Source organism: Rubrivivax sp. JA1055 (assembly GCF_020966565.1).
GTDB lineage: Bacteria > Pseudomonadota > Gammaproteobacteria > Burkholderiales > Burkholderiaceae_C > Rubrivivax > Rubrivivax benzoatilyticus.
Genome location: NZ_JAJKFP010000002.1, coordinates 318,487 through 342,390, shown reverse-complemented (window position 1 = coordinate 342,390; position 23,904 = coordinate 318,487). Strand labels below are relative to the sequence as shown.

General features: G+C 71.0%; 22 protein-coding genes. 7 read left to right on the top strand and 15 right to left on the bottom strand.

From position 1 onward, the window contains the following. Positions 1-17: 17 nt before the first annotated feature. Genes LOC65_RS04740 through LOC65_RS04730 form a run of 3 tightly spaced genes read right to left on the bottom strand, consistent with a single transcriptional unit; the run spans position 18 to position 2,845 of the window. Complete coding sequence (locus LOC65_RS04740) at positions 18-1,223, bottom strand: MFS transporter (protein ID WP_164962715.1); 1,206 nt, start codon at positions 1,221-1,223, stop codon at positions 18-20. Then, positions 1,220-2,329, bottom strand: coding sequence for a chorismate synthase (gene aroC / locus LOC65_RS04735; RefSeq protein WP_164962716.1), 1,110 nt, complete (start codon positions 2,327-2,329; stop codon positions 1,220-1,222). The genes LOC65_RS04740 and aroC overlap by 4 nt, the downstream gene beginning before the upstream one ends. Positions 2,330-2,383: 54 nt before the next feature. Further along, complete coding sequence (locus tag LOC65_RS04730) at positions 2,384-2,845, bottom strand: CBS domain-containing protein (protein WP_009857774.1); 462 nt, start codon at positions 2,843-2,845, stop codon at positions 2,384-2,386. 52 nt (positions 2,846-2,897) lie between these two features. Here LOC65_RS04730 and LOC65_RS04725 point away from each other — a divergent pair, with 52 nt between their 5' ends. From LOC65_RS04725 to LOC65_RS04705, 5 genes are all read left to right on the top strand, one after another. Next, positions 2,898-4,196: an O-acetylhomoserine aminocarboxypropyltransferase gene (locus LOC65_RS04725; RefSeq protein WP_009857773.1), complete on the top strand. Its 1,299-nt coding sequence runs from the start codon at positions 2,898-2,900 to the stop codon at positions 4,194-4,196. After that, positions 4,193-4,999 carry an alpha/beta fold hydrolase gene (locus LOC65_RS04720; protein WP_230246792.1) on the top strand — a complete coding sequence of 269 codons (807 nt, stop codon included), beginning with the start codon at positions 4,193-4,195 and terminating at the stop codon, positions 4,997-4,999. The genes LOC65_RS04725 and LOC65_RS04720 overlap by 4 nt, the downstream gene beginning before the upstream one ends. A gap of 247 nt (positions 5,000-5,246) precedes the next feature. Then, positions 5,247-5,780, top strand: a complete 534-nt coding sequence (locus LOC65_RS04715) for a TRAP transporter small permease (RefSeq protein ID WP_230246791.1) — start codon at positions 5,247-5,249, stop codon at positions 5,778-5,780. Continuing rightward, positions 5,777-7,075: a TRAP transporter large permease gene (locus LOC65_RS04710; RefSeq protein ID WP_230246790.1), complete on the top strand. Its 1,299-nt coding sequence runs from the start codon at positions 5,777-5,779 to the stop codon at positions 7,073-7,075. The genes LOC65_RS04715 and LOC65_RS04710 overlap by 4 nt, the downstream gene beginning before the upstream one ends. 25 nt (positions 7,076-7,100) lie before the next feature. Then, on the top strand, positions 7,101-8,138 hold the full coding sequence (locus LOC65_RS04705; protein WP_230246789.1) for a DctP family TRAP transporter solute-binding subunit: 1,038 nt from the start codon (positions 7,101-7,103) through the stop codon (positions 8,136-8,138). 7 nt (positions 8,139-8,145) lie between these two features. Here LOC65_RS04705 and LOC65_RS04700 read toward each other — a convergent pair whose 3' ends face one another. From LOC65_RS04700 to LOC65_RS04685, 4 genes are all read right to left on the bottom strand, one after another. Next, positions 8,146-8,676 (bottom strand): PEP-CTERM sorting domain-containing protein, encoded by a 531-nt coding sequence (locus LOC65_RS04700; protein WP_230246788.1) that lies wholly within the window; start codon positions 8,674-8,676, stop codon positions 8,146-8,148. Positions 8,677-8,690: 14 nt separating this feature from the next. Then, positions 8,691-11,486: an ExeM/NucH family extracellular endonuclease gene (locus tag LOC65_RS04695; protein ID WP_164962721.1), complete on the bottom strand. Its 2,796-nt coding sequence runs from the start codon at positions 11,484-11,486 to the stop codon at positions 8,691-8,693. Between the two features lie 154 nt (positions 11,487-11,640). Next, the gene (locus LOC65_RS04690; RefSeq protein ID WP_230246787.1) at positions 11,641-13,155 is read right to left on the bottom strand and encodes an amidase; all 1,515 of its coding nucleotides are present in this window, start codon (positions 13,153-13,155) and stop codon (positions 11,641-11,643) included. 103 nt (positions 13,156-13,258) lie between these two features. Next, a complete protein-coding gene (locus LOC65_RS04685) occupies positions 13,259-14,497 on the bottom strand; it encodes a YihY family inner membrane protein (RefSeq protein ID WP_009857765.1) in 1,239 nt (412 codons plus the stop codon). Positions 14,498-14,515: 18 nt separating this feature from the next. Between LOC65_RS04685 and LOC65_RS04680 the strand changes: the two genes are divergently transcribed. Then, positions 14,516-14,908 (top strand): DUF2069 domain-containing protein, encoded by a 393-nt coding sequence (locus LOC65_RS04680; RefSeq protein ID WP_009857764.1) that lies wholly within the window; start codon positions 14,516-14,518, stop codon positions 14,906-14,908. Continuing rightward, positions 14,905-16,311, top strand: a complete 1,407-nt coding sequence (locus LOC65_RS04675; protein ID WP_230246786.1) for an FAD-binding oxidoreductase — start codon at positions 14,905-14,907, stop codon at positions 16,309-16,311. The genes LOC65_RS04680 and LOC65_RS04675 overlap by 4 nt, the downstream gene beginning before the upstream one ends. Positions 16,312-16,329: 18 nt before the next feature. On the opposite strand, the gene LOC65_RS04670 is transcribed toward LOC65_RS04675, so the two are convergent. From LOC65_RS04670 to nuoI, 8 genes are read right to left on the bottom strand one after another with little or no spacing between them, the layout of a single operon-like run. Next, positions 16,330-16,770 carry a DUF1178 family protein gene (locus LOC65_RS04670; protein WP_009857762.1) on the bottom strand — a complete coding sequence of 147 codons (441 nt, stop codon included), beginning with the start codon at positions 16,768-16,770 and terminating at the stop codon, positions 16,330-16,332. Between the two features lie 10 nt (positions 16,771-16,780). Beyond that, positions 16,781-17,386, bottom strand: coding sequence for an NUDIX hydrolase (locus LOC65_RS04665; protein WP_230246785.1), 606 nt, complete (start codon positions 17,384-17,386; stop codon positions 16,781-16,783). A 10-nt stretch (positions 17,387-17,396) separates the two neighbouring features. Continuing rightward, positions 17,397-18,890 (bottom strand): NADH-quinone oxidoreductase subunit NuoN, encoded by a 1,494-nt coding sequence (gene nuoN, locus LOC65_RS04660; protein ID WP_230246784.1) that lies wholly within the window; start codon positions 18,888-18,890, stop codon positions 17,397-17,399. Between the two features lie 13 nt (positions 18,891-18,903). After that, the gene (locus LOC65_RS04655) at positions 18,904-20,379 is read right to left on the bottom strand and encodes an NADH-quinone oxidoreductase subunit M (RefSeq protein WP_009857759.1); all 1,476 of its coding nucleotides are present in this window, start codon (positions 20,377-20,379) and stop codon (positions 18,904-18,906) included. 29 nt (positions 20,380-20,408) lie between these two features. Beyond that, entirely contained in the window at positions 20,409-22,439 is a 2,031-nt protein-coding gene (gene nuoL / locus LOC65_RS04650; RefSeq protein WP_230246783.1) for an NADH-quinone oxidoreductase subunit L, read from the bottom strand. Between the two features lie 8 nt (positions 22,440-22,447). After that, positions 22,448-22,765, bottom strand: a complete 318-nt coding sequence (nuoK, locus tag LOC65_RS04645; RefSeq protein ID WP_009857757.1) for an NADH-quinone oxidoreductase subunit NuoK — start codon at positions 22,763-22,765, stop codon at positions 22,448-22,450. Continuing rightward, a complete protein-coding gene (locus LOC65_RS04640; protein ID WP_009857756.1) occupies positions 22,762-23,394 on the bottom strand; it encodes an NADH-quinone oxidoreductase subunit J in 633 nt (210 codons plus the stop codon). The genes nuoK and LOC65_RS04640 overlap by 4 nt, the downstream gene beginning before the upstream one ends. 4 nt (positions 23,395-23,398) lie before the next feature. After that, positions 23,399-23,896 carry an NADH-quinone oxidoreductase subunit NuoI gene (gene nuoI / locus LOC65_RS04635; protein ID WP_009857755.1) on the bottom strand — a complete coding sequence of 166 codons (498 nt, stop codon included), beginning with the start codon at positions 23,894-23,896 and terminating at the stop codon, positions 23,399-23,401. Positions 23,897-23,904 lie beyond the last annotated feature (8 nt).

The window sequence follows — 23,904 nt, the reverse complement described above, 5'->3', positions numbered from 1 at the left end:
GGACTGCGCCACGGCGTTTATCGGCCGTTGGGTGCGCCGGCTGAAGCGGTTTCGTGCGCCACGCGGTCGTGGCGCGCGGCACGCGCCGCGGCGGCCGCACCGCCCAGGCCGGCGACGGCGGCCAGCCAGAACACCGCCGGCAGGCCGTGGTGCTCGGCGACCCAGCCGCCGGCCAGGCCACCGCAGACGCCCGGCACGCCGTAGCCCAGCACCGAGTACAGCGCCTGGCCTCGGGTGCGCAGCGCGCCGGGGAAGTGACGGCTCACCAGCACGATGCTGGCGGCGTGGTGGGCAGCGAAGGTCAGCGCGTGCAGCAGCTGCGCGGCCACCAGCAGCGCCGTCGAGCCCTCGGCCGCGGCCGTCATCGCGAAACGCGCCGCCGACGCCAGCCCGGCCCACTGCAGCCAGCGGTAGGCGTCGAAACGCGCCAGCGCCTGGCCCTGGAACCAGAAGAAGACGATCTCGACGGCCACCGACACCGCCCACAGCGCGCCGACCGCCGACTTCGGGTAGCCGCGCGCGTCCAGCAGCAGCGAGAAGAAGGCATAGAGCGCGGTGTGCCCCAGCACCGTCAACGCCACCGAGGCGAAGAACCAGGCCACCGCGGGCCGGCGCAGCACCGGCAGCACCGGCGGCGGCAGCGCTGCGCCGGCGGCCTTGGCCCCGGGCTCGGGCAGGCGCATCGCGACCGCCAGCAGCAGCGCGTACAGCAGGCACAGCAGCACCGGGAACAGCGAGATGCCGGCACGCTGCAGCAGCGCGCCGGCGGCGACGACCGAGACCACGAAGCCGATCGAGCCCCAGACGCGCACGCGGCCGTAGCGCCGCGCGTCGAAGCCGCCGGTGGCGCTGAGCCGCGAGGCCAGCGCCGACTCGGACAGCGGCACGATGGCGCCGTTGGCCAGGAACAGCAGCGCGGTGCAGGCCGCCACCGCCCATTCGCCACGCACGAAGAGAAAGCCGCTGGCGGCCACCAGCGCCGCAGCCGCCGCCAGGCGGATCAGCCGCACGCGCGAGGCGCCGTGGTCGGCCCACCAGCCCCAGCCGTAGGGCGCGACGACGCGTGTCCAGCTCTGCAGCGAGGCCACGGCGCCGATCAGCAGCGTCGAGAAGCCCAGCTCCTTGAACCACAGCGGCGCGTAGGGGTTGAACAGCGCGATGCCGGCGAAATAGACGAACCAGACCGCGCCGAAGGCGCGCAGCCCGGTGGGCGCGGGGTTCAAGCGCCGGCCGGCCGGGCCGCGGGGATCGGCGGGATCGGCAGCTCGACGTCGCCGCACTGCGCACGCTGGCGCAGCACGTGGTCCATCACCACCAGCGCCAGCAGCGCCTCGGCGATCGGCGTCGCGCGGATGCCGACGCAGGGGTCGTGGCGGCCGTGGGTCTCGACCGTCGTCGGCTGGCCGGCACGGTCGATCGAGGCGCGTGCGATGCGGATCGAGCTCGTCGGCTTGATCGCCAGGCGCACGACGATCTCCTGCCCGGTCGAGATGCCGCCGAGCACGCCGCCGGCGTGGTTGCTGGCGAAACCTTCGGGCGTCAGCTCGTCGCCGTGTTCGCTGCCGCGCTGGGCGACGCAGGCGAAGCCGGCGCCGATCTCGACGCCCTTGACGGCGTTGAGGCCCATCATCGCGTGCGCGATGTCGGCGTCCAGGCGGTCGTACAGCGGCTCGCCCAGGCCGGCCGGCACGCCGCGCGCACGGACCTCGATGCGCGCGCCGCAGGAGTCGCCGGCCTTGCGCAGCGCGTCCATGTAGGCCTCCAGGCGCGGGATGTCGCGGGTGTTGGCGGCGAAGAAGTCGTTGGCGCCGATGTGGCGCTCGTCCTCGAACGGGATCTCGATCTCGCCGAGCGCGCTCATCCAGCCGGTGAACGTGCAGCCGTGGCGTTCCTTCAGCCACTTGCGCGCGACGGCGCCGGCGGCCACCGTCGGCGCCGTCGTGCGTGCCGACGAGCGGCCGCCGCCGCGCGGGTCGCGCAGGCCGTACTTGCGCCAATAGGCGTAGTCGGCATGCCCGGGGCGGAAGGTGTCCAGCAGGTTGCCGTAGTCCTTGCTGCGCTGGTCGGTGTTGGGGATCAGCAGCGCGATCGGCGTGCCGGTGGTGCGGCCTTCGTAGACGCCCGACAGGATCTGCACCCGGTCGGCTTCCTGGCGCTGCGTGACGTGGCGGCTGGTGCCCGGGCGGCGGCGGTCGAGCTCGGGCTGGATGTCGGCTTCCGACAGTTCCAGGCCGGGCGGGCAGCCGTCGATGACGCAGCCGATCGCCGGGCCGTGGCTCTCGCCGAAGTTGGTGACGCGAAAGAGTTCGCCGAGGGTGCTGCCGGACATGGGAACGCTGCGTTGGGGGCAGCGGATTCTATGCGGCGGCCCCCGGCCGGCCGCTCAGGCCGCCGGCTGCGCCGGCGTGTCTTCCTCGGGCCAGTCCTTGATGTAGGCCTTCAGCATGCGGTTCTCGAAGTCCTGCGCGTCGACCACCGACTTGGCGACGTCGTAGAACGAGATCACGCCCATCAGCGTGCCGTGGTCGAGCACCGGCATGTAGCGCGCGTGGCGCAGCAGCATCATGCGGCGCACCTCGTCGATGTTGGTCTCGGGCGTGCAGGTCAGCGGCGCGTCGTCCATCACCGAGCGAACGTGGCGCGTGCCGACGTTGCCGTGGCATTCGACGACCGCCGAGATCACCTCGCGGAAGGTCAGCATGCCGACGAGGTCGCCGTGCTCCATCACGACCAGCGAACCGACGTCGAACTCGGACATCGATTTCATCGCCTCGGCGAGCAGCTGGTCCGGCGAAACCGTGTACGTCGTGTTGCCCTTGACGCGCAGGATGTCGGTGACTTTCATGCGGGCAATATAGCCCACAATCCGGCGCCATCCCCCCTGTGGAAGGTCCGTCATGGCCGGTCCCGCCGACCCTGGTTTCGACACGCTGGCGCTGCATGCCGGCGCCGCACCCGACCCCGCCACCGGCGCCCGCGCGGTGCCGATCCACCTGACGACGAGCTTCGTCTTCGACAGCGCCGAAGGTGCCGCCGCGCTCTTCGACCAGGAACGTTCGGGCCACGTCTACAGCCGCATCAGCAACCCGACGACGGCGGTCTTCGAGGAGCGCATGGCGGCGCTCGAAGGCGGCGTCGGCGCGATCGCCACGGCCAGCGGCCAGGCCGCGCTTCACCTGGCGATCACGACGATTGCCGGTGCCGGCAGCCATGTCGTCGCCTCGCGCGCGCTGTATGGCGGCTCGCACAACCTGCTGGCTTACACGCTGCCGCGTTTCGGCATCGAGACGAGCTTCGTCGATCCCGGCGACGTAGCCGCCTGGCGCGCAGCGATCCGGCCGAACACCCGGCTGCTGTTCGGCGAGACGCTGGGCAACCCGGGGCTCGACGTGCTCGACATCCCGGCGGTGGCCGCCGTCGCGCACGACGCCGGGCTGCCGCTGCTCGTCGACTCGACCTTCACCACGCCCTGGCTGATCCGGCCCTTCGATCACGGTGCCGACCTCGTCTTCCACTCGGCGACCAAGTTCCTGTCCGGCCACGGCACCGTCGTCGGCGGCGTGCTGGTCGACGGCGGCAGCTTCGACTGGGAGGCCTCGGGGCGTTTCCCCGAGCTGACCGAGCCCTACGCGGGCTTTCACGGCATGGTCTTCAGCGAGGAGAGCACGGTCGCCGCCTTCCTGCTGCGCGCGCGCCGCGAAGGCCTGCGCGACTTCGGCGCCTGCATGAGCCCGCACACCGCGTGGCTGGTGCTGCAGGGGCTGGAGACGCTGCCGCTGCGCATGGCGCGCCACGTCGACAACGCACGCCGCGTCGCCGAGTTCCTGGCCGGCCAGCCCTTCGTCGAACGGGTTCGACACCCCGATCTGCCGGGGCACCCGAGCCACGAACTGGCGAAGCGCCTGCTGCCGCGCGGCTGCGGCTCGGTGTTCAGCGTCGACCTGCGCGGCAGCCGCCGCCAGGGCCAGGCCTTCATCGAGGCGCTGCAGATCTTCTCCCACCTGGCCAACGTCGGCGACTGCCGCTCGCTCGTCATCCACCCGGCGTCGACGACGCATTTCCGCATGGACGACGCGGCGCTGGCCGCCGCCGGCATCGGCCCCGGCACGGTGCGGCTGTCGATCGGGCTCGAAGACCCGGCCGACCTGATCGAGGACCTGAAGCGGGCGCTGAAGGCCGCGGAGCGTGCGGCATGAAGCTCGTCGTCAACGGCCACGCGCTGTACGCCTACACCGGCGGCGTCGAGTTCGACCCCGCCCTGCCCTGCGTCGTCTTCGTGCACGGCGCGCTCAACGACCACAGCGTCTGGACGCTGCTGGCGCGCTGGTTCGCGCACCACGGCCGCTCGGTGCTGGCCGTCGACCTGCCCGGCCACGGCCGCAGCGAGGGGCCGCCGCCGGCCAGCGTCGAAGCCGCCGCCGACGGCCTGCTGGCGCTGCTCGACGCCGCCGGCGTCGAGCGCGCGGCCATCGTCGGCCACAGCCTGGGCTCGCTGATCGCGCTGGAGGCCGCGGCACGCGCCCCCGAGCGCATCACGCAACTGGGCCTGATCGGCACCGCGTTCCCGATGAAGGTCAGCCCGGCGCTGCTGGCGACCGCACGCGAGACGCCGCAGGCGGCGATCGACCTGGTCAACACCTTCTCGCTGTCGACGATCGCCGCCAAACCTTCGTTCCCGGCACCCGGCGCCTGGCTGCACGGCGGCCAGCGTGCGCTGATGCGCCGGATGCAGGGCCAGGCCGAAGCCGGCGGGCTGAACCTCTTCGCGCACGACTTCGCGATCTGCGACGCCTATGCCGGCGGCCTGCAGGCCGCGGCGGCCGTGCGCTGCCCGGCGGCGCTGGTGCTGGGCCGGCGCGACTCGATGACACCGCCGCGTGCGGCGCGTGAACTCGGCGAGGCGCTGCGCGCGACCGTGACGACGCTGCCCGGCGGCCACTCGCTGATGGCCGAGGCGCCCGACGGCGTGCTCGCGGCACTGCGCGCGCTGCTCGATTGAGCCGGCGCCGGCGGCGCGCCGGCCCCAGGCTCCTACAATGGCGCCTCGTCCCCACGACGGATGAACCGGGAGCGAAGACGCCGCGACACCGCGGCGCACGCGGGCCGCACCAGGCCCGCCGTCTTCGCTACGGCCGCGGCCCTCGCCGCGAGCCGCCGCGAGCCTACCCCCGCGCTCGCGTCCCCGGTGCACCCCGGCGGCGCCATCCGGCGCGCGCCGGCTTTCGCTTTCTGCGCCGTCGCCCCCGATGTCCTCGCCTTCCGAACTGCCGCCCGCTCCTGCCACGCCCGATGAAAAGACGGCGGTACCGCTGAAGATCGAGGACTGGCTCACCGTCGCCGTGATGGCGGCGCTGGCGCTGATCACCTTCGCCAACGTGCTGGTGCGTTACTTCAGCGACCAGTCCTTCGCCTGGACCGAGGAGATCTCGGTCTTCCTGATGATCGTGCTGGCGCTGGTGGCCGGCTCGGCGGCGGTGGCGCGCAACCGGCACATCCGCATCGAGGTCTTCGCCGACGCCGGGCCGCCGCGGCGCCAGCGTGCGCTGGCGCGTTTCGGCGCGCTGATGGTGGCGCTGCTGTTCGCGATCATGGCGGTGCTGTCGGCGCGCATCGTCTGGGACCACGTGCAGTGGGAGGAGACCTCGCCGGGCATCGGCGTGCCGCAGTGGTGGTACTCGATCTGGCTGCCCATCCTCTCGGTGGTGATCGCCGGGCGTGCGCTCGGGCTGTTCGTGCGCCGCGGCCGCGAGCGTGACGACGACGAGGAGGCCGGGCGATGATCCCGACGCTGCTCTTCGTCGGCTTCCTGGCGCTGATGTTCCTGGGCGTGCCGATCGGCGTCGCGCTCGGGCTGGCCGGCACCGCGGCGATCGCGCTGGCCAACCTGGACACGCAGTGGTTCGGGCTGCTGGCGGTGCCGCAGAACTTCTTTGCCGGGCTGGGCAAGTACCCGCTGCTGGCGATCCCGATGTTCGTGCTCGTCGGCTCGATCTTCGACCGCTCCGGCGTCGCGCTGCGGCTGGTGAACTTCGCCATCGCGATCGTCGGCCGCGGCCCCGGCATGCTGCCGCTGGTGGCGATCGTCGTCGCGATGTTCCTCGGCGGCATCTCGGGTTCGGGCCCGGCCAACGCCGCGGCCGTCGGCGGCGTGATGATCGCGGCGATGGCGCGCGCCGGCTACCCGGCCTCGTTCTCGGCCAGCGTCGTCGGCGCCGCGGCGGCCACCGACATCCTGATCCCGCCCAGCGTCGCCTTCATCGTCTACTCGGTGCTGGTCTCGGGCGCCTCGGTGCCGGCGCTGTTCGCCGCCGGCATGGTGCCCGGCATCCTGGCCGGCATCGCGCTGATCCTGCCGGCGGTGTGGCTGGCGCGCAAACACGGCATGGGCGCCGCCGAGGCCACGCTGCCGCGCCCGCCGTTCTGGGCCAGCCTGCGCGAGGCGAGCTGGGGCCTGTTCGCGCCGGTGCTGATCCTCGGCGGCATGCGCGCCGGCTGGTTCACGCCGACCGAGGCCGCCGTCGTCGCGGTGTTCTACGGCCTGTTCGTCGGCGTCTTCATCCACCGCACGATCGCGCTGCGCGACCTGGCGCCGATCCTGCGCGAGTCCGGCGAGCTGTCGGCGGTGATCCTGTTCGTCGTCGCGCTGGCGGGCATCTTCGCCTACTCGCTGTCGACGATGGGCGTGATCGACCCGCTGACGAACGCGATCGTCAACTCCGGGCTCGGCGAGTACGGCGTGCTGTCGCTGCTGATCCTGATGCTGATCGTCGTCGGGATGTTCCTCGACGGGGTCTCGATCTTCCTGATCTTCGTGCCGCTGCTGCAGCCGATCATGAACCACTACCAGTGGGATCCGGTGTGGTTCGGCGTGCTGCTGACGCTGAAGGTGGCGCTGGGCCAGTTCACGCCGCCGCTGGCGGTGAACCTGATGGTGTCCTGCCGCATCGCCGGCGTGCGCATGGAGGAGACCGTGCGCTGGGTCGGCTGGATGCTGCTGGCGATGTTCATGGTGATGGTCGCGGTGATCGTGTGGCCCCAGCTCGCGCTGTGGCTGCCGGCGCAGCTGGGTTATTGATCCCTGTCCCGAGGAGAAGACGACGATGAAACGAACGTTCCTGAAGTTCACGCTGGCCGCCTGCGCGCTGGCCGCCGCCGGTGTCGCCAGCGCCCAGACCGCGCTGCCGCCCGGCTACAAGGCCGAGTACCGCATGAGCCTGGTGCTCGGCACCGCCTTCCCCTGGGGCAAGGGCGGCGAGATCTGGGCGAATCTCGTGCGCGAGCGCACGCAGGGCCGCATCAACATCAAGCTGTATCCGGGCACCTCGCTGGTGGCCGGCGACCAGACGCGCGAGTTCCCGGCGATCCGCCAAGGCGTCATCGACCTCGCGGTCGGCTCGACGATCAACTGGTCGCCGCAGGTCAAGCAGCTGAACCTGTTCTCGATGCCCTTCCTGATGCCCGACCACGCGGCGCTGGACGCGCTGACGCAGGGCGCGGTCGGCCAGCAGATCTTCCAGGCCATCGACCGCGCCGGCGCGCTGCCGCTGGCCTGGGGCGAGAACGGCACGCGCGAGATCAGCAACAGCAAGAAGCCGATCCACACGCCGGCCGACCTGAAGGGCATGAAGATCCGCGTCGTCGGCTCGCCGCTGTTCCTGGACACCTTCACCGCGCTGGGCGCCAACCCGACGCAGATGAGCTGGGCCGACGCCCAGCCGGCACTGGCCTCGGGCGCCGTCGACGGCCAGGAGAACCCGCTGTCGATCTTCACCGCGGCCAAGCTGCACACCGTCGGCCAGAAGCATCTGACGCTCTGGGGCTACGTCGCCGACCCGCTGATCTTCGTCGTCAACAAGGACGTCTGGAAGAGCTGGACGCCGGCCGACCAGGCCATCGTGCGCCAGGCCGCCATCGACGCCGGCAAGCAGCAGATCGCGATCGCGCGCAAGGGCGTCGTCGAGGCCGACCAGCCGCTGCTCAAGGAGATCGGCGCGCTCGGCGTCACGGTGACCAAGCTGACGCCGGCCGAACGCGAGGCCTTCGTGAAGGCCACGCGCCCGGTCTACGACAAGTGGAAGAAGCAGATCGGCGCGGATCTGGTCGACGCCGCCGAGAAGGCGATCGCGGCGCGCAAGTAGACGCCGCTCAGGCAGGCCGACGGCGGCGCGCCAGCGCCGCCGCGGCCAGCGCGGCCATCACCAGCGCCGGACCGGCCGGCTCGGGCACGTCCTGCGTCACCTCGGTGAACACGAGGCTGCCGAGGCCTTCGGTGCCGGCGCCGGTGGTGTCGTAAGCCAGGTAGGCTTCGCTGGCCGAACCGAAGCCGGCGACGAGCTGCAGCAGCGGCTGCACGAACGGGTCGCCGGTGACGAACGACAGGTCCACACCGAGCAGGCTGCCGCCCGAGAACCAGGCCAGCGGCAGGATGTCGGCATCGGCCATGTCCAGCGTGTAGCGGTGGCCGGCGAAGTCCAGCGTGAAGCTGTTCAGTTCGAGGCTGCCGTCGTACCCGGCCGCCGGATCCTCGAAGCCGACGCTGCCGCTGATCGTGCTGCCGTCCAGCGGGCCGTAGTCGACGGCGCCGTCGATGCGATAGAGCGCGGCCTGCGCGGGGGCGGCCAGGCCGGCGAACAGCGTGGCGGCCAGCGCCGCGGCCGACAAGAGTTGGCGGGTCATCCAGGTCTCCAGGTTCAGAAGAGGAAGTTCGAGGCTTTGAGAAGCTCGGCGCAGGTGCGGCCCTTGACCAGCACCATCGCGCGCGCCGCGGCGGGGCCGGCAGCATCCGGGTCGATGCTCAGCAGCGCATCGGCGCCGGAGACGCTGCAGAAGAGGTAGCCCTGGCCGATCGGGTCAGCGGACGGCACACGCAGGCTGCGCAGCAGCTCGGCGAACGAGATGCGGTCATCACCCGGCGTGAAGTCGGTGATCGTCGCGCCGCCGGCAAAGCCGCTGCTGAAGACGAAGGTGTCGCGGCCGCCACCGCCGCTCAGCGTGCGCCGGCCGGCGCCGCTGACGATGAGGTCGTCACCCGGCGTGCCGGTGACGCTGGTGCTGGACGGTGCCGCGGTGATCGTCTTCACCAGGTTCAGGCCGACGAGCACCGGGTCGTGGTCCGACGAGCGGTACGGCGTCGCCGCATACGGGTCGGGCGCGCAGGCGGCGCAGGCCGGCTGCTTGAACTCCAGGTTGTAGTCGTGCGCCACCGACTCGTCGGCGTTGATGTGCCAGTGCCGCGCACCGCTGACCTTGGGCGACAGCGTGGCGGTCGAGATCGCGTGGTCCAGGCGGCCGGCGGCGCCGTCGAAGACGTAGGAGTAGCCGAAGCCGTCGAAGCGCCCGACCTCGTCGACGTAGCCGCTGCCGGTGAACTGGTAGACCGGGTCTTCCTGGGCGTAGGCGTTGAAGTCGCCGACCAGCAGCACGTCGTGGCTGCCGCTGGCGGCCTGCAGCTGGGCGACGAAGCGGCGCAGCTGCTCGGCCTGGGCGACACGCAGCGCGTTCCAGCAGCCCTGGCCGTCACCGCTGTCGACGTTGCCGGGGGCGTCGGCATCACCGGCGGCCGGGCAGCTGCTCTTGCTCTTCAGGTGGTTGACGACGACGGTGAAACGTTCGCCGTTGGCCGGCGCGAAGGTCTGCGCCAGCGGCGGGCGGCTGTTGACCGCGGCAGTGTCGCTGGCCGGCGCGCCGACACGCGTCAGGCGCGAAGGCTTGTAGATCATCGCCACCTTGATCGCGTCGCTGCCGGTGCCGGCCGCCGGCTCGGGCAGCGCAGCGTAGGTGCCCGAGCCGACACGCAGGTTCAGCGCGTCGACGAGGTTCTGCACCGCGACCACGCCGTTGTTCTGGATCTCCATCAGCCCGACGACGTCGGCGTCCAGCGCAGCCAGCGCCTCGACGATCTTGGCGCGCTGGCGCTGGAACTCGGCCAGGCTGTTGGCGCCGCGGCAGTTGGACGCCGAGACCGTGCCGCCCTGGCTGCAGCCCTGCCCGGTCTGGCCGCCGGCGGTGGCGCCGTTGGTGAAGGTCGTGAAGTAGTTCAGCACGTTGAAGCTGGCGACCTTGACGTTGCCGCCGACCGCGGGCGGCGCGACCGGGCGTGGGTTGGCCGTCGTGTAGCGCAATGCGCCCGTGTCCAGCGGCAGGATGCGGTAGTCGCTGGGCGCACCGGCACCGCTGGTCGCGGTCGACAGGCCGTAGTCGATGACACCGGTGATCGAGCCGATGACGTCGCCGGCGCGCAGCGCGCCGTTGGGGCCGGTGAACGGCGTCGGGTTGACGTTCTGTGCCGAGCTGCCGTCGTCCAGCACGATGCGGCGTGCGGCGTTGTCGGCGGCCAGCGCCTGGGCCTGTGCGCCGGGGCGATGGCGGTTGGTCGGCGTCTCCAGCCGGCCGCCGGCCGACAGCGTCAGCTGGCCGTAACGCGCCTGGAAGTAGTTCTGGTCCACCGTCAGCGGGCCGGACAGCGTGACCAGCATGCCTTCGTAGCGCTCCAGCCCGCCGGCGACCGGCAGCGCGAGCGGCAGCGGCGTGATGCTGCCGCTGCCGAGCAGGGTGATCGCGCTGGGCGTCGTCAGCTGGGTGACGCTGCCGCTGCCGGCGGCGAACTCGGCGACCTGGCCGGTCAGCTGCAGCAGCTGGCCGGCGGAGACCGTCGGCGCGCTGCCGGTGAAGACGAAGAGGCCGTCGGAGGTGGCGGTGTCGCCGTCGCCGCTGGCGTCCTGCAGGAAGAAGCCGTTGTTCGTCAGCCGGGTGACGACACCCGAGGTCCTGACCGTCTGGCCGACGAAGGGGCTGCGCTCGCCGCTGCCCTGGATCTCCGGGATGCGGCGCGACGCCACCGTGTCGTCGCCGCCGCCCGTGTTGCTGCAGACCGTGGCCGCGCTGGTGCTGTTGCGCGGCGCCGGCGTGCCGGTGACGAAGTCGCTGGCGTTGTCGCCGCTGTCGGTGCAGCCGCCGGCCTTGCGCAGCAGCGCGCTGCTGCTGCTGGCCGCCGGCGCGGCGCCGCTGCCCTTGTAGAAGTTGGCGCTGCCGTAGCCGACGAGATCGACGATGTGCGCCTGCTGCTCGGCGCTGCAGGCGGTGGAGCCGCCGTTGCAGGCCAGGCCGGTGGCGATGTCCAGCAGCGCGACCTTGCCGTTGCTCGCCGACAGCTCGGTGTTGCCGATGGCGTCAGGCGCCGGCAGCGTCGGGCCGGAGCTGCTGCCTCTCAGCTGCACCAGATACCAGCGGCCGGGCTGCAGCGTGCCGCCGAGCAGCGTCACGCCGTTGCCGGCGAAGCTGCCCGTGCCGGTGGCGCTGGCGTACTGGACCGACCAGCCGTCCAGGCTCACCGGCGTGCGGCCGTTGTTGAACAGCTCGACGTAGTCGTTGGCGAAGACGTTGCCGTTGCCGCCGTAGACCTGGCTGATGACGACGCCGGCACTGGCCGGCGCTGCCGCCAGCCAGGCTGCGATGGCCGCCGCGACGGCCGAAACACGCTGGTTCATATCACGCCCCTCCTCAGGTGATGGGGCGGCACGCTATCCAGGCGTCGTGAAGCGTCCGTGACGCGGCCTGCCGCCGCCGCGCCATCCCCCCGAAGTGCGCGTCCCTTCGGGGAGGGGGTTCAAAAGCGAGACCTGACCCCGTCGGAAGCGGGGCTCAGACCGGTGGCGCGAAGACCGGGCTGCCGGGCAGGCCCTCGGGCACCGGCGGGTGGGTGACGAGGGCCTTCAGCTCGGGCCGCGGCCGGGCCAGCGGCGCAAGATCGGGGCGCGGGCGCGCGGTGGCGGGGTCGGCGGCGAGCACACGTTCGAGCGCCGCGGCCTGGGCGAGCAGCGTGGCGTCGCCGTGGCGACGGCCGACGAGCTGCAGCGCGAACGGCATGCCGGCTTCGTCGCGCCCGGCGGGCAGCGCCAGCGCCGGGTGGGCGGCCAGCGTCACGCCGTAACAGCAGGCCAGCCAGCGGTAGTAGGTGTCGAGCCGGCGGCCGTCGACGCGCTCGACGTAGAGCTGCGTCCACGGCGGCGGCGACACCGGCAGCACCGGAGCGACGATCAGGTCCAGGCGCTCCAGCGCCGCGGCGAAGGACCGGGCGATGCGGGTCTGCGCGCGCTGCGCACGCGCCCGATCGGCGAGCGTGCAGCCCCCCGCCAGCTCGAGGTTGGCTCGCAGGTTGGGGCCCAGCTGATCGGGCTCGACGCCGTCGAACGCGGCGGCGAAGGCCTCGGCCCGCGCGACGTCGAAGGCCAGGTCGGCGTCGGCCAGGTCCAGCTCGACCGGCTCCACACGGGCGACCTGCGGCGCCAGCGCCGCCACGCGTGCGCGCAGCACGCGGCGGATCGCCGGGTCCAGCGGCAGGCCGCCGAAGTCCTCGCAGAAGCCCACGCGCAGCGTCGACGGGTCGCACTCGGGCAGCGGCCAGAAGGCCGACGGCGAGACCTCGACGGACAGCGGGTCGCGCCGGTCCAGCCCGACCATCGCCGACAGCATCAGCGCGGTGTCGGCGACGCAGCGCCCCATCGGCCCGAGCACCGGCAGCGGCGACCAGCCCAGCGTGCGCGCCGGGTCGGCGACCAGGCCCGGGCTGGGCCGCATGCCGACGACGCCGCTCCACGCGGCGGGGATGCGCAGCGAGCCGCCGGTGTCCGAGCCGGTGGCCAGCGACACCATGCCGGTGGCCAGCGCGACGGCGCTGCCGCCCGACGAGCCGCCGGCGCTGCACGCCGGGTCGAAGGGGTTGCCGGTCGCGCCCCAGACGGCGTTGCGCGTGTTCGCGCCGGCGCCCAGGTCGGGCGTGTTGGTCTTGCAGACGACGATGGCGCCGGCCGCGCGCAGCCGGGCGACCAGCGCGTGGTCCTCGCGCGGGACGTAGCCGCGCATCGCGGTGTTGCCGCAGGTCGTCAGCAGGCCGGCGGTGTCGAGCAGGTCCTTCACGCCCAGCGGCAGGCCGTGCAGCAGCGGCAGCGGCTCGCCGCGCGCCCCCGCGGCCTCGGCGGCGCGGGCGGCGGCGCGGGCACGCGCGAAGTCGGTGGCGCAGATGGCGTTGACGCCGGGGTTCAGCGCTTCGATGCGCGCGATGCTGGCGTCCAGCAACTCGACGGGAGAGAGCTCGCCGCGCCCGATCAGTGCGCGTTGCTCGACGGCGCTGAGCGCCAGCAGGGTGTCGGGATTCATCAGGGGCCGGGGTTCGGAACTTGAAACGGTGGATTCGGGAAAGGGCCGCGAAAGATGGGGTCAGGTCCCGCTGGACCTGACCCCGGTGTTCCGACGGCACGGCTCACCCGAGCAGTTCGGCCAGCGTCAGCGCCTCCAGCCGCGCGCGGCGGCGGAACGGCGCGGTGGCGGCGGCCGGGGCGACCAGCAGCGCGTCGAGCAGCGGCAGGGCCGCGGTGGTGTCGGGGTCGCAGAGCAGCACGTGGCGCGCGGTGCCGCCTTCGTCGAGCCGCGCGACCCAGTCCAGGCCGGCCAGCAGCTCCAGCACCGGCTCGAGCTCCAGCGGGTCGGCACGCAGGCGCTCGGAAAGCGCCGGCAGCGACAGCCCGTGGCCGGCCCCGCGGCGCGCGGCGGCCAGTTCGCCCAGCACGACGAGGGCCAGCTCGAAGCGGTGGCCCGCCGTCGGCGGCCGGCGCACGACACGCATCTGCAGGCTGGGTGCGTAGGCCGCGATGACCGCGCCGAGCAGCACGATGACCCAGCTGAGGTAGATCCACAGCAGCAGGATCGGCAGCGACGCGAAGGCGCCGTAGACCGAGGAGTACATCGGCACCTTGTCGACGTACCAGGCCAGCCCTTCCTTGGCGAACTCGAAGGCCACGGCGACGAACAGCGCGCCGGCCCAGGCGTGCTGCCAGCGCACCGTCGTGTTGGGCACGTAGCGGAACAGCCCCGCCAGCGCCGCGGCCAGCAGCGCGAACTCGGCGACGTTGAGCGCCGCGCTGACGCCGCCGGGCAGCACGCCGACCAGCCCGCGCGAGGCCGACAGCGCGTAGGACGTCATCGACAGGCTGACGCCGACGACCAGCGGCCCGAGCGTCAGCGCCGCCCAGTAGACCAGCACCCGCTGGGCGATCGGCCGCGGCTGGCGCACGCGCCAGATGGCGTTGAGCGTGCGGTCGATCGTCAGCATCAGCGCCAGCGCGGTGGCGCCGAGGAACAGCAGGCCCACCGAGCCGGCGCGGTTGGCCTGCGACGCGAACTGCGTCAGCGCACGCATCACCGGCCGCGCGATCGTGTCGGGCACCAGCGACTGCAGGAAGTACTTCTCCAGCGCGATCTGGAACTTGGCGAAGATCGGGAAGGCGGTGAACACGGCCAGCATCACCGTGACCAGCGGCACCAGCGCGATCAGCGTCGTGAAGGTCAGGCTGCTGGCGGTGAGGCCGAGGCGGTCTTCGCGGAAACGCTGGCGCAGCGTGCGCAGCGTGTCCAGCCAGGGCCACTGGCGCAGCGCGGCGGCGGCCTCGTGCCAGCGGGCACGCAAACGGCGGCCGATCGCTGCGGCCGAGAGACGATTCATGCTGGATATGATGCCAGCATGGTTTCCCCCGCCGTCCCCGACGTCCCCGCCGTTCCCGATGCCGCCGTGCGGCAGACCCGCGCGCTGGCCCTGGCCTCGCTGATCGCCCTGATCGTGCAGGGCCTGGCCTGGGAGCTGTGGATCGCGCCCACCGGCAGCGGCACGCTGGCGCTGAAGGTGCTGCCGCTGGTGGCCGCCATCCCCGGCATGCTGCGCCACCGGCTCTACACCTTCCGCTGGGTCAGCATGGCGCTGTGGCTCTACGTCACCGAGGCGCTGGTGCGCTCGACCAGCGAACACGGCGCCGGCCAGGCGATGGCCGTCGTCGAGCTGGTGCTGTGCATCGTGCTCTTCGTCTTCTGCTCGCTGTACGTGCGCCGCCGGCTGCGCGGCGTGAAGGCGGCGGCATGAATGTGGGGCTGCTGCAGACGCTGCGCGAGGTGGTCGGCGCGGCCCAGGTGCTGACCGACGGCGACCTGACGGCCTATGAACTCGACTGGCGCCGCCGCTGGCGCGGCCGCGCGCTGGCCGTCGTGCGCCCGGGCAGCACCGCCGAGGTGGCGGCCGTCGTGCGCGCCTGCGCCGCGGCCGGCGTGGCCATCGTGCCGCAGGGTGGCAACACCGGCCTGGTCGGCGGCGGCGTGCCCGACGCCAGCGGCACGCAGGTGCTGCTCAACCTGCAGCGGCTGAACCGCATCCGCACGATCGACGCCGCCAACCTGACGCTGACCGCCGAAGCCGGCTGCGTGCTGCAGGCGGTGCAGGAGGCGGCCGCCGCGCAGGGCCTGCTGTTCCCGCTGAGCCTGGCGGCCGAAGGCAGCTGCACGATCGGCGGCAACCTCGCGGCCAACGCCGGCGGCACCCAGGTGCTGCGCTTCGGCAACGCGCGCGAGCTGAGCCTGGGGCTCGAGGTCGTCACCGCGGCCGGCGAGGTCTGGGACGGGCTGTCGGGCCTGCGCAAGGACAACACCGGCTACGACCTGCGCGACCTCTTCGTCGGCAGCGAAGGCACGCTGGGCATCATCACCGCGGCGACGCTGAAGCTGTTCCCGCAGCCGGCGGCGGTGACGACCGCACTCGCCGCCTGCGACAGCCTGGACGACTGTGTCGCGCTGCTGAACCTGGCGCGCACGCGGCTGGGCGCCGGGCTGACCGGCTTCGAGGTCATGGGCCGCTTCGCGCTGGAACTGGTGGCCAAGCACTTCCCGGCGCTGCCGCGGCCGCTGCCCGGTGCGCCGTGGACGGTGCTGCTGGAGCAGAGCGACACCGACGGCGAGGCCGCCGCGCAGGAGCGTTTCGAGGCCCTGCTGGGCGCGGCGCTGGAAGACGGCATCGTCGGCGACGCCGCGGTGGCCGCCAACCTGGCGCAGTCGCATGCGATGTGGCACTTGCGCGAGTCGATCCCGCTGGCCCAGGCCGAGGAAGGGCTGAACATCAAGCACGACATCGCGCTGCCGGTGTCGGCCATTCCCGGCTTCTGCGCCGCCACCGACGCCACGCTGGCCGCGGCGATCCCGGGCGTGCGGCTGGTGTGTTTCGGCCACCTCGGCGACGGCAACCTGCACTACAACGTGCAGGCGCCCGAAGGCGGCGACGCCAAGCGTTTCCTGGCCGAGCAGGAGCCGGCGGTCAACCGCATCGTCTACGACGCGGTGACGGCCTGCGGCGGCTCGATCTCGGCCGAACACGGCATCGGGCAGCTGAAGCGCGAGGAGCTCGCCGAACGCAAGTCGCCGGTGGCGCTGGCGATGATGCGCGCGATCAAGGGCGCGCTGGACCCGCAGAACCTGCTGAACCCCGGCCGCGTTCTCTGACGCTGGTCGGGCGGCCGCCTACTGCAACGGCCCCTTCAGCGCCGCCGGCAGCGGCAGCGAGAGCACCTCGATGCCCTCCTCGTTCAGCGCCTGGCGTTCCTCGGGCGTGGTCTGGCCGCGGATGCCGCGGTTCTCGCTCTCGCCGTAGTGGATGCGCCGCGCCTCCTCGGCGAAACGCTCGCCGACGTCCTCGGTGTCGGCGAGCAGCTGGCGCACGGCGCCCAGCCAGGCGGCCTGCAGGTCGGCGTCGGTGGCCGGGGCCTTGGGCGGCTCGGGCGGCGGCTCCTTGGCACCCGACAGGTTCAAGCGCGGCGCGCTCGGCAGCCGCGTGACGACGTGGTCGCCGCAGATCGGGCACTCGACGAGGCCACGGCCGTTCTGGTCCATGAACTCGTCGTCGGAGGCGAACCAGCCCTCGAAGCGGTGGCCGTTCGCGCAGCGCAGGTCGAGCACCTTCATCGTCGCGGGCTCAGGCGCTGGGGCCGTGTTCCGGGTCGGGGATCCAGGCCAGCGGCCAGGCGCCGGCGCGCCAGCGCTGCAGCCAGTGCAGGCCGACGCGGGTCTTCACGTCGGGCAGGCCGTCGCCCATCGCCAGCGCGTCGAGCTCGGCTTCGGTGAGCTTCATCACCTCGACGAACTCGCCGTCGTCGAGCTGCTGCTCGCCGGCGACCAGACCGCGCGCGAAGTAGATCCAGATGCTCTCGCTGGAATAGGCGGCGGCGTTGTGGATCTCGCAGGCGAAGGCCCATTCGCGGGCGCGGTAGCCCGTCTCCTCGAGCAGCTCGCGGCGGGCGCATTCGAGCGTGTCCTCGCCGGCATCACGTTTGCCCGCCGGGAACTCGACGATCGAGCGGGCGATCGGGTAGCGGTACTGGCGCACCAGCACGACGCGGCCGTCGTCGAGCAGCGGCACGACGGCCACCGCGCCCGGGTGGCGGATGTACTCGCGCGTGGCCGCGCTGCCGTCGGGCAGCACGACCTCGTCGCGATGCACCTCGAGGAAACCGCCTTCGAGCAGCGTGCGCCCGCCGGTGCGGCGTTCGCGCAGGTGGACGTCGTCGGTTTCGTCGCTCATCGGGAGAGGCTCAGCTGGACAGCGCCTTCACGATCGCGTCGCGGCACATCGCCATCAGGCCGCCGGGCAGCAGGCCGAAGACCAGCACCGCCAGGCCGTTGACGGCGAGCAGCGCGTTGACGCCGGCGGTCTGGCCCACCGGGCCGGCGAGCTTGGGCTCGTCGAAGTACATGACCTTCACGACACGCAGGTAGTAGAACGCGCCGATCAGCGACATCATCACCGCGAACACCGCCAGCCAGACGTAGGCCTCGACGTTGGTCGACACCATCGCCTGCAGCACCGCGAGCTTGGCGTAGAAGCCGACCATCGGCGGCAGACCGGCCAGCGAGAACATGAAGATGCTCATCACGCCGGCGATCCACGGGCTGCGGCGGCCGAGGCCGGCGAGGTCCTCGATCTGCTCGCTCTCGAAGCCCTGGCGCGACAGCACCATGATCAGGCCGAAGGTGCCCAGCGTCGTCAGCACGTAGGCGACGACGTAGAACATCGACGAGCTGTAGGCGTTGCCGGCCGACAGCGTGTTGCCGCTGACGACGCCGGCCGACATGCCGAGCAGGATGAAGCCCATCTGCGCGATCGTCGAGTACGCCAGCATGCGCTTCAGGTTGGTCTGCGCGATGGCGACGACGTTGCCGACGACCAGCGAGGCCACCGCCAGCACGATGAACATCTGCTGCCAGTCGACCGCCAGGCCCAGCATGCCCTCGACGAGCAGGCGGATCGTGATCGCGAAGGCGGCGAACTTGGGCGCGCCGCCGATCAGCAGCGTCACCGAGGTCGGCGCGCCCTGGTAGACGTCGGGCACCCACATGTGGAACGGCGCCGCGCCGAGCTTGAAGGCGACGCCGGCGACGACGAACACGACGCCGAAGACCAGCACCTCGCGGTTGATGTTCGGGTTGGTCGCGATCTGCTCGAAGACACGCGGGATCTCCAGCGAGCCGGTGGCGCCGTACATCATCGACAGGCCGTAGAGCAGGAAGCCGCTGGCCAGCGCGCCGAGCACGAAGTACTTCATCGCCGCCTCGGTGGCGACGGCGTGGTCGCGGCGCAGCGCGGCCAGCGCGTACAGCGACAGGCTCATCAGCTCCAGGCCGAGGTAGACGACGAGGAAGCTGTTGGCCGAGGTCATCACCGAGATGCCCAGCAGCACCATCAGCGCGAGCACGTAGAACTCGCCCTTGAGCATGTCGCGCGAGGCCAGCGTCGGCCGCGCGTAGGCCACGGTGGCGAGCATCGCGATGCCGGCGAAGAAGGCCAGCAGGTGGCCCATCGGGTCGGTGACGACCTGGCCGCCCATCGCGTAGGTGGTCTCGCCGCCGTTGAAGGCCGCGAAGTGCATGCCGGAGAACACCAGCACCGCGAGCTGGGTCAGCCAGAAGGTCGGCCGGCGCTCGGGGTCGGTGATGAAGAGATCGGCGATCGCGATCACGCAGATCGCCGCCAGCAGCCAGATCTCGGGCTGGAGGGCGAGCCAGTTCATCGGGTTCAGGTTCTGCATCGCGTGGCTCGGGTCAGGGCAGCTTCGAGACGGCAACGTGCTTGAGCAGTTCGCTCACCGACACGTCCATCACCTCGGTGAAGGGCTTGGGATACAGGCCCATCCACAGCACCGCGGCGGCCAGCAGGGCCAGCATCAGGAACTCGCGGGCGTCGATGTCCTGCAGTTCCTTGACGTGGTCGTTGGCCACCGGGCCGAAGTAGACGCGCTTGACCATCCACAGCGTGTACGCGGCGCCGAAGATCAGCGTCGTGGCGGCCAGGCCGGCGACCCAGAAGTTGTGCTTCACGGCGCCGAGGATGACCATCCACTCGCCGACGAAGCCGGCGGTGCCCGGCAGGCCGCAGTTGGCCATCGCGAACAGCACCGCGAAGGCCGCGAACTTGGGCATCGTGTTGACGACGCCGCCATAGGCCGAGATCTCGCGGCTGTGCACGCGGTCGTAGAGCACGCCGATGCACAGGAACATCGCGCCGGAGACGAAACCGTGCGAGATCATCTGCACGATCGCGCCGGTGACGCCGAGCTCGTTGAAGATGAAGAAGCCCAGCGTCACGAAGCCCATGTGGGCGATCGACGAGTAGGCCACCAGCTTCTTCATGTCGCGCTGCACCAGCGCGACGAGGCCGATGTAGACCACGGCGATCAGCGACAGCGTGATGATCACCCAGGCGTACTCGCGCGCCGCGTCGGGCGCGATCGGCAGCGAGAAGCGCAGGAAGCCGTAGGCGCCCAGCTTCAGCATGATCGCCGCCAGCACCACCGAGCCGCCGGTCGGCGCCTCGACGTGGGCGTCGGGCAGCCAGGTGTGCACCGGCCACATCGGCACCTTCACCGAGAACGCGGCGAAGAAGGCGACGAACAGCAGCGTCTGCGCGGTCAGCGTCAGCGGCAGCTTGTGCCAGTCCTGGATCTCGAAGCTGCCACCCGACTGGTAGTACAGGTAGACCACCGCGACGAGCATCAGCAGCGAGCCCAGCAGCGTGTAGAGGAAGAACTTGAACGCCGCATAGACCCGGCGTGCGCCGCCCCAGACGCCGATGATGATGTACATCGGGATCAGGGTGGCCTCGAAGAAGACGTAGAACAGCAGGCCGTCGGCAGCCGAGAACACGCCGACCATCAGGCCCGACAGGACCAGGAACGCGCCCAGGTACAGCGGCACGCGGTCGGTGATGACCTGCCAGCCGGCGATGACGACGATGACGGTGATGAAGGCCGTCAGCGGCACGAACCACACCGACAGCCCGTCGACACCGAGGTGGTAGTTGACGTTGAAGCGCTCGATCCAGGGCACGAGCTCCTGGTACTGCAGCGCCGCCGTGCCGGCGTCGAAGCCGGTGATCAGCGGGATCGTCACCAGGAAGCTGGCGACCGCGCCGACGAGAGCGATCCAGCGCGCGAGGTGGGGATTGCTGTCGCGGCCAACGGCCAGCAGCAAGATCCCGAAGGCGATCGGCATCCAGATCGCGAGACTCAGAAGACCCATTCTTTGCTCTCTTCTATTGCGGTCGCGAGTCAGCCCGTCAGGCCGCCGAGGAACGGCCACAGGCGCCAGGTCATGAAGCCGAAGATGCCCAGCAGCATGACGAGCGCGTACCAGTACAGGTGACCGGTCTGCACGCGGCGCAGCACGCCGGCGAGCAGGCCCACCGTCTTGGCCGAGCCGTTGACGATCGCGCCGTCGATCAGGCCGACGTCGCCCCCCTTCCACAGACCGGTGCCCAGCAGGCGCGCGCCGGCGGCCAGCACGTGCTCGTTGAACCAGTCCATGTAGTACTTGTTCTCGAGCACGGTGCGCAGCGGCTTGAGCGTGCGGTCCAGCGCGGCCGGGATCTGCGGTGCCTTCAGGTAGAAGACCCAGGCGGTGACGACACCGGCCAGCGCCAGCCAGAACGGCGCGGTCTGCAGGCCATGCAGCGCCATCGCGGTCGCGCCGTGCCACTTCTCGGCCAGCTCGGCCATCGCCGGGTGCTTCGCAGCGTCGACGAAGATCGCGCCGGCGAAGAAGTCGCCGTAGAGCATCGGGCCGATGGTCATGAAGCCGATCACGACCGAGGGCAGCGCCAGCAGCAGCAGCGGCGCGGTCACGACCCAGGGCGACTCGTGCGGCGTGGCGTCGTGGCCATGGCCGTGGTCATCGCCATGCGCGTGGTCGTCCTCCGGCGGGAAGGGCTTGTGGCGGAAACGCTCCTCGCCGTGGAAGACGAGGAAGTACATCCGGAACGAGTAGAACGCGGTGACGAAGACACCGGCCGTGACCGCGAACAGCGCGAAGCCGGCGCCCGGCAAGGTGCTGGCGTGCACCGCCTCGATGATGCTGTCCTTGGAGTAGAAGCCCGAGAACAGCGGCGTGCCGATCAGCGCCAGCGAGCCCAGCAGCGCGGTGATCCAGGTGATGGGCATGTACTTGCGCAGGCCGCCCATGTTGCGGATGTCCTGGTCATGGTGCATGCCGATGATCACCGAGCCCGCGGCCAGGAACAGCAGCGCCTTGAAGAACGCGTGCGTCATCAGGTGGAACACCGCCACCGAATACGCCGACACGCCCAGCGCCACCGTCATGTAGCCCAGCTGCGACAGGGTCGAGTAGGCGACGACCCGCTTGATGTCGTTCTGGATGATGCCCAGGAAGCCCATGAACAGCGCGGTGATCGAACCGATCACGAGCACGAAGTTCAGCGCCGTGTCCGACAGCTCGAACAGCGGCGACATGCGCGCCACCATGAAGATGCCGGCGGTGACCATCGTCGCGGCGTGGATCAGCGCCGAGATCGGGGTCGGGCCTTCCATCGAGTCGGGCAGCCAGACGTGCAGCGGGAACTGCGCGCTCTTGCCCATCGCGCCGATGAACAGGCAGATGCAGATCACGGTGATCAGCATCCAGTCCTGGCCGGGGAAGCTCAGCGCGGCCAGCTCCGGGCCCTTGGCGAAGGCCTCGGCGTAGTCCAGCGTGCCGGCGTAGGCGACGATCAGGCCGATGCCCAGGATGAAGCCGAAGTCGCCGACCCGGTTGACCAGGAAGGCCTTCATGTTGGCGAAGGTCGCGCTCGGCTTCTTGAACCAGAAGCCGATCAGCAGGTAGCTCACCAGGCCCACCGCCTCCCAGCCGAAGAACAGCTGCAGGAAGTTGTTGCTCATGACCAGCATGAGCATCGAGAAGGTGAACAGCGAGATGTACGAGAAGAAGCGCTGGTAGCCCGGGTCCTCTTCCATGTAGCCGATGGTGTAGACGTGCACCATCAGCGACACGAAGGTCACGACGCACATCATCATCGCCGTGAGGCCGTCGACGAGGAAGCCGACTTCCATCCTCAGGCCGCCGACGACGGCCCATTCGTAGATCGTGCCGGCGAAGCGTGCGCCGTCCATCGCCACGGCCTTCAGCACGATGGCCGAGCAGATGAACGAGATCAGCACGCCGAGGATCGTCACCGTGTGCGCGCCGCGGCGGCCGACCGCCTTGCCGGCCAGGCCCGCGACGAGCGCACCGACCAGCGGCGCGAGCGGGACGGCGAGCAGGAGGTTTTGCGAGAGAGTCGCTGCCATGTCTGTCGTCAACCCTTCAGTTCGTCGAGTTCCTCGACGTTGATCGACGCGCGGTTGCGGAACAGCACGACGAGGATCGCCAGGCCGATCGCCGACTCGGCGGCGGCGACGGTCAGGATGAAGAACACGAAGATCTGGCCCGCCATGTCGCCCAGGTAGTGCGAGAAGGCGACGAAGTTCAGGTTGACGGCCAGCAGCATCAGCTCGATGGCCATCAGCAGCACGATCAGGTTGCGCCGGTTCATGAAGATGCCGATGACCGACAGCGCGAACAGGATGGCGCCCAGCGACAGGTAGTGGCCGAGCGTGATCGGTCCGAGGCTCATGCTTGGCCTTCCTTGTTGTCGGTCGCGGCGTCGGCCTTGACCGTGGGCACCTTGACCAGGCGCACGCGGTCGGCGCGCTTGACGCGCACCGCCATGGCCGGGTCGACGCGGCGGCTGTCCTTGCGGTGGCGCAGCGTCAGCGCGATCGCGGCGACGATGGCCACCAGCAGCAGCACGGCCGCCAGCTGCAGCGGGTACAGGTAGTGCGTGTAGAGCTCGATGCCCAGCAGCCGGGTGTTGCCCATCTCCAGCGCCTGCGCCGTCAGCTCGGGCGCCTGCGCCGGCTGGAAGCCGCGCAGCAGCACCAGCGACATCTCCAGCGCGATGACCGCGCCGACCATGCCGGCCAGCGGGAAGTGCTTCCAGAAGCCGGTGCGCACCGATTCGCTGTTGATGTCCAGCATCATGACGACGAACAGGAACAGCACCATCACTGCGCCGACGTAGACCAGCACCAGCACGATGGCCAGGAACTCGGCCTGCAGCAGCATCCAGATGCAGGCCGCGTTGAAGAAGGCGAGCACGAGGTAGAGCACGCCATGCACCGTGCTGCGCGCGGTGATCACGCGCAGCGCGGCGAACAGCAGCACCGCGGAGAAGAGATAGAAGAGCGCCGTGGTCGTGTTCATGTTCTCAGCGGTAGGGAGCGTCCGCCTCGCGGTTGGCCGCGACTTCCTTCTCGTAGCGGTCACCGACGGCCAGCAGCATGTCCTTCGTGAAGTACAGGTCGCCGCGCTTTTCGCCGTGGTACTCGAAGATGTGCGTCTCGACGATCGAGTCGACCGGGCAGCTCTCCTCGCAGAAGCCGCAGAAGATGCACTTCGTCAGGTCGATGTCGTAGCGCGTCGTGCGGCGCGTGCCGTCGGCGCGCACGTCGCTCTCGATCGTGATCGCCATCGCCGGGCACACCGCCTCGCAGAGCTTGCAGGCGATGCAGCGCTCCTCGCCGTTCTCGTAGCGGCGCAGCGCGTGCAGGCCGCGAAAGCGCGGCGAAAGCGGCGTCTTCTCCTCGGGATACTGGATCGTGATCGCCTTGGACAGGAAGTGCCTGCCGGTCAGCGCCATGCCCTTGAAGATCTCGGCGAGCATGAAGCTCGACAGCACGTCCTTGATGGCGGAGGCGTTGGGCATCGTCGACC

What these genes read in the sequence shown, in the direction of transcription:
- aroC (WP_164962716.1), bottom strand. Translation starts at nt 2,329, where the DNA reads ATGTCCGGCAGCACCCTCGGCGAACTCTTTCGCGTCACCAACTTCGGC.
- LOC65_RS04730 (WP_009857774.1), bottom strand. Translation starts at nt 2,845, where the DNA reads ATGAAAGTCACCGACATCCTGCGCGTCAAGGGCAACACGACGTACACG.
- LOC65_RS04725 (WP_009857773.1), top strand. Translation starts at nt 2,898, where the DNA reads ATGGCCGGTCCCGCCGACCCTGGTTTCGACACGCTGGCGCTGCATGCC.
- LOC65_RS04720 (WP_230246792.1), top strand. Translation starts at nt 4,193, where the DNA reads ATGAAGCTCGTCGTCAACGGCCACGCGCTGTACGCCTACACCGGCGGC.
- LOC65_RS04715 (WP_230246791.1), top strand. Translation starts at nt 5,247, where the DNA reads ATGTCCTCGCCTTCCGAACTGCCGCCCGCTCCTGCCACGCCCGATGAA.
- LOC65_RS04710 (WP_230246790.1), top strand. Translation starts at nt 5,777, where the DNA reads ATGATCCCGACGCTGCTCTTCGTCGGCTTCCTGGCGCTGATGTTCCTG.
- LOC65_RS04705 (WP_230246789.1), top strand. Translation starts at nt 7,101, where the DNA reads ATGAAACGAACGTTCCTGAAGTTCACGCTGGCCGCCTGCGCGCTGGCC.
- LOC65_RS04700 (WP_230246788.1), bottom strand. Translation starts at nt 8,676, where the DNA reads ATGACCCGCCAACTCTTGTCGGCCGCGGCGCTGGCCGCCACGCTGTTC.
- LOC65_RS04695 (WP_164962721.1), bottom strand. Translation starts at nt 11,486, where the DNA reads ATGAACCAGCGTGTTTCGGCCGTCGCGGCGGCCATCGCAGCCTGGCTG.
- LOC65_RS04690 (WP_230246787.1), bottom strand. Translation starts at nt 13,155, where the DNA reads ATGAATCCCGACACCCTGCTGGCGCTCAGCGCCGTCGAGCAACGCGCA.
- LOC65_RS04685 (WP_009857765.1), bottom strand. Translation starts at nt 14,497, where the DNA reads ATGAATCGTCTCTCGGCCGCAGCGATCGGCCGCCGTTTGCGTGCCCGC.
- LOC65_RS04680 (WP_009857764.1), top strand. Translation starts at nt 14,516, where the DNA reads ATGGTTTCCCCCGCCGTCCCCGACGTCCCCGCCGTTCCCGATGCCGCC.
- LOC65_RS04675 (WP_230246786.1), top strand. Translation starts at nt 14,905, where the DNA reads ATGAATGTGGGGCTGCTGCAGACGCTGCGCGAGGTGGTCGGCGCGGCC.
- LOC65_RS04670 (WP_009857762.1), bottom strand. Translation starts at nt 16,770, where the DNA reads ATGAAGGTGCTCGACCTGCGCTGCGCGAACGGCCACCGCTTCGAGGGC.
- LOC65_RS04665 (WP_230246785.1), bottom strand. Translation starts at nt 17,386, where the DNA reads ATGAGCGACGAAACCGACGACGTCCACCTGCGCGAACGCCGCACCGGC.
- nuoN (WP_230246784.1), bottom strand. Translation starts at nt 18,890, where the DNA reads ATGCAGAACCTGAACCCGATGAACTGGCTCGCCCTCCAGCCCGAGATC.
- LOC65_RS04655 (WP_009857759.1), bottom strand. Translation starts at nt 20,379, where the DNA reads ATGGGTCTTCTGAGTCTCGCGATCTGGATGCCGATCGCCTTCGGGATC.
- nuoL (WP_230246783.1), bottom strand. Translation starts at nt 22,439, where the DNA reads ATGGCAGCGACTCTCTCGCAAAACCTCCTGCTCGCCGTCCCGCTCGCG.
- nuoK (WP_009857757.1), bottom strand. Translation starts at nt 22,765, where the DNA reads ATGAGCCTCGGACCGATCACGCTCGGCCACTACCTGTCGCTGGGCGCC.
- LOC65_RS04640 (WP_009857756.1), bottom strand. Translation starts at nt 23,394, where the DNA reads ATGAACACGACCACGGCGCTCTTCTATCTCTTCTCCGCGGTGCTGCTG.
- nuoI (WP_009857755.1), bottom strand. Translation starts at nt 23,896, where the DNA reads ATGCCCAACGCCTCCGCCATCAAGGACGTGCTGTCGAGCTTCATGCTC.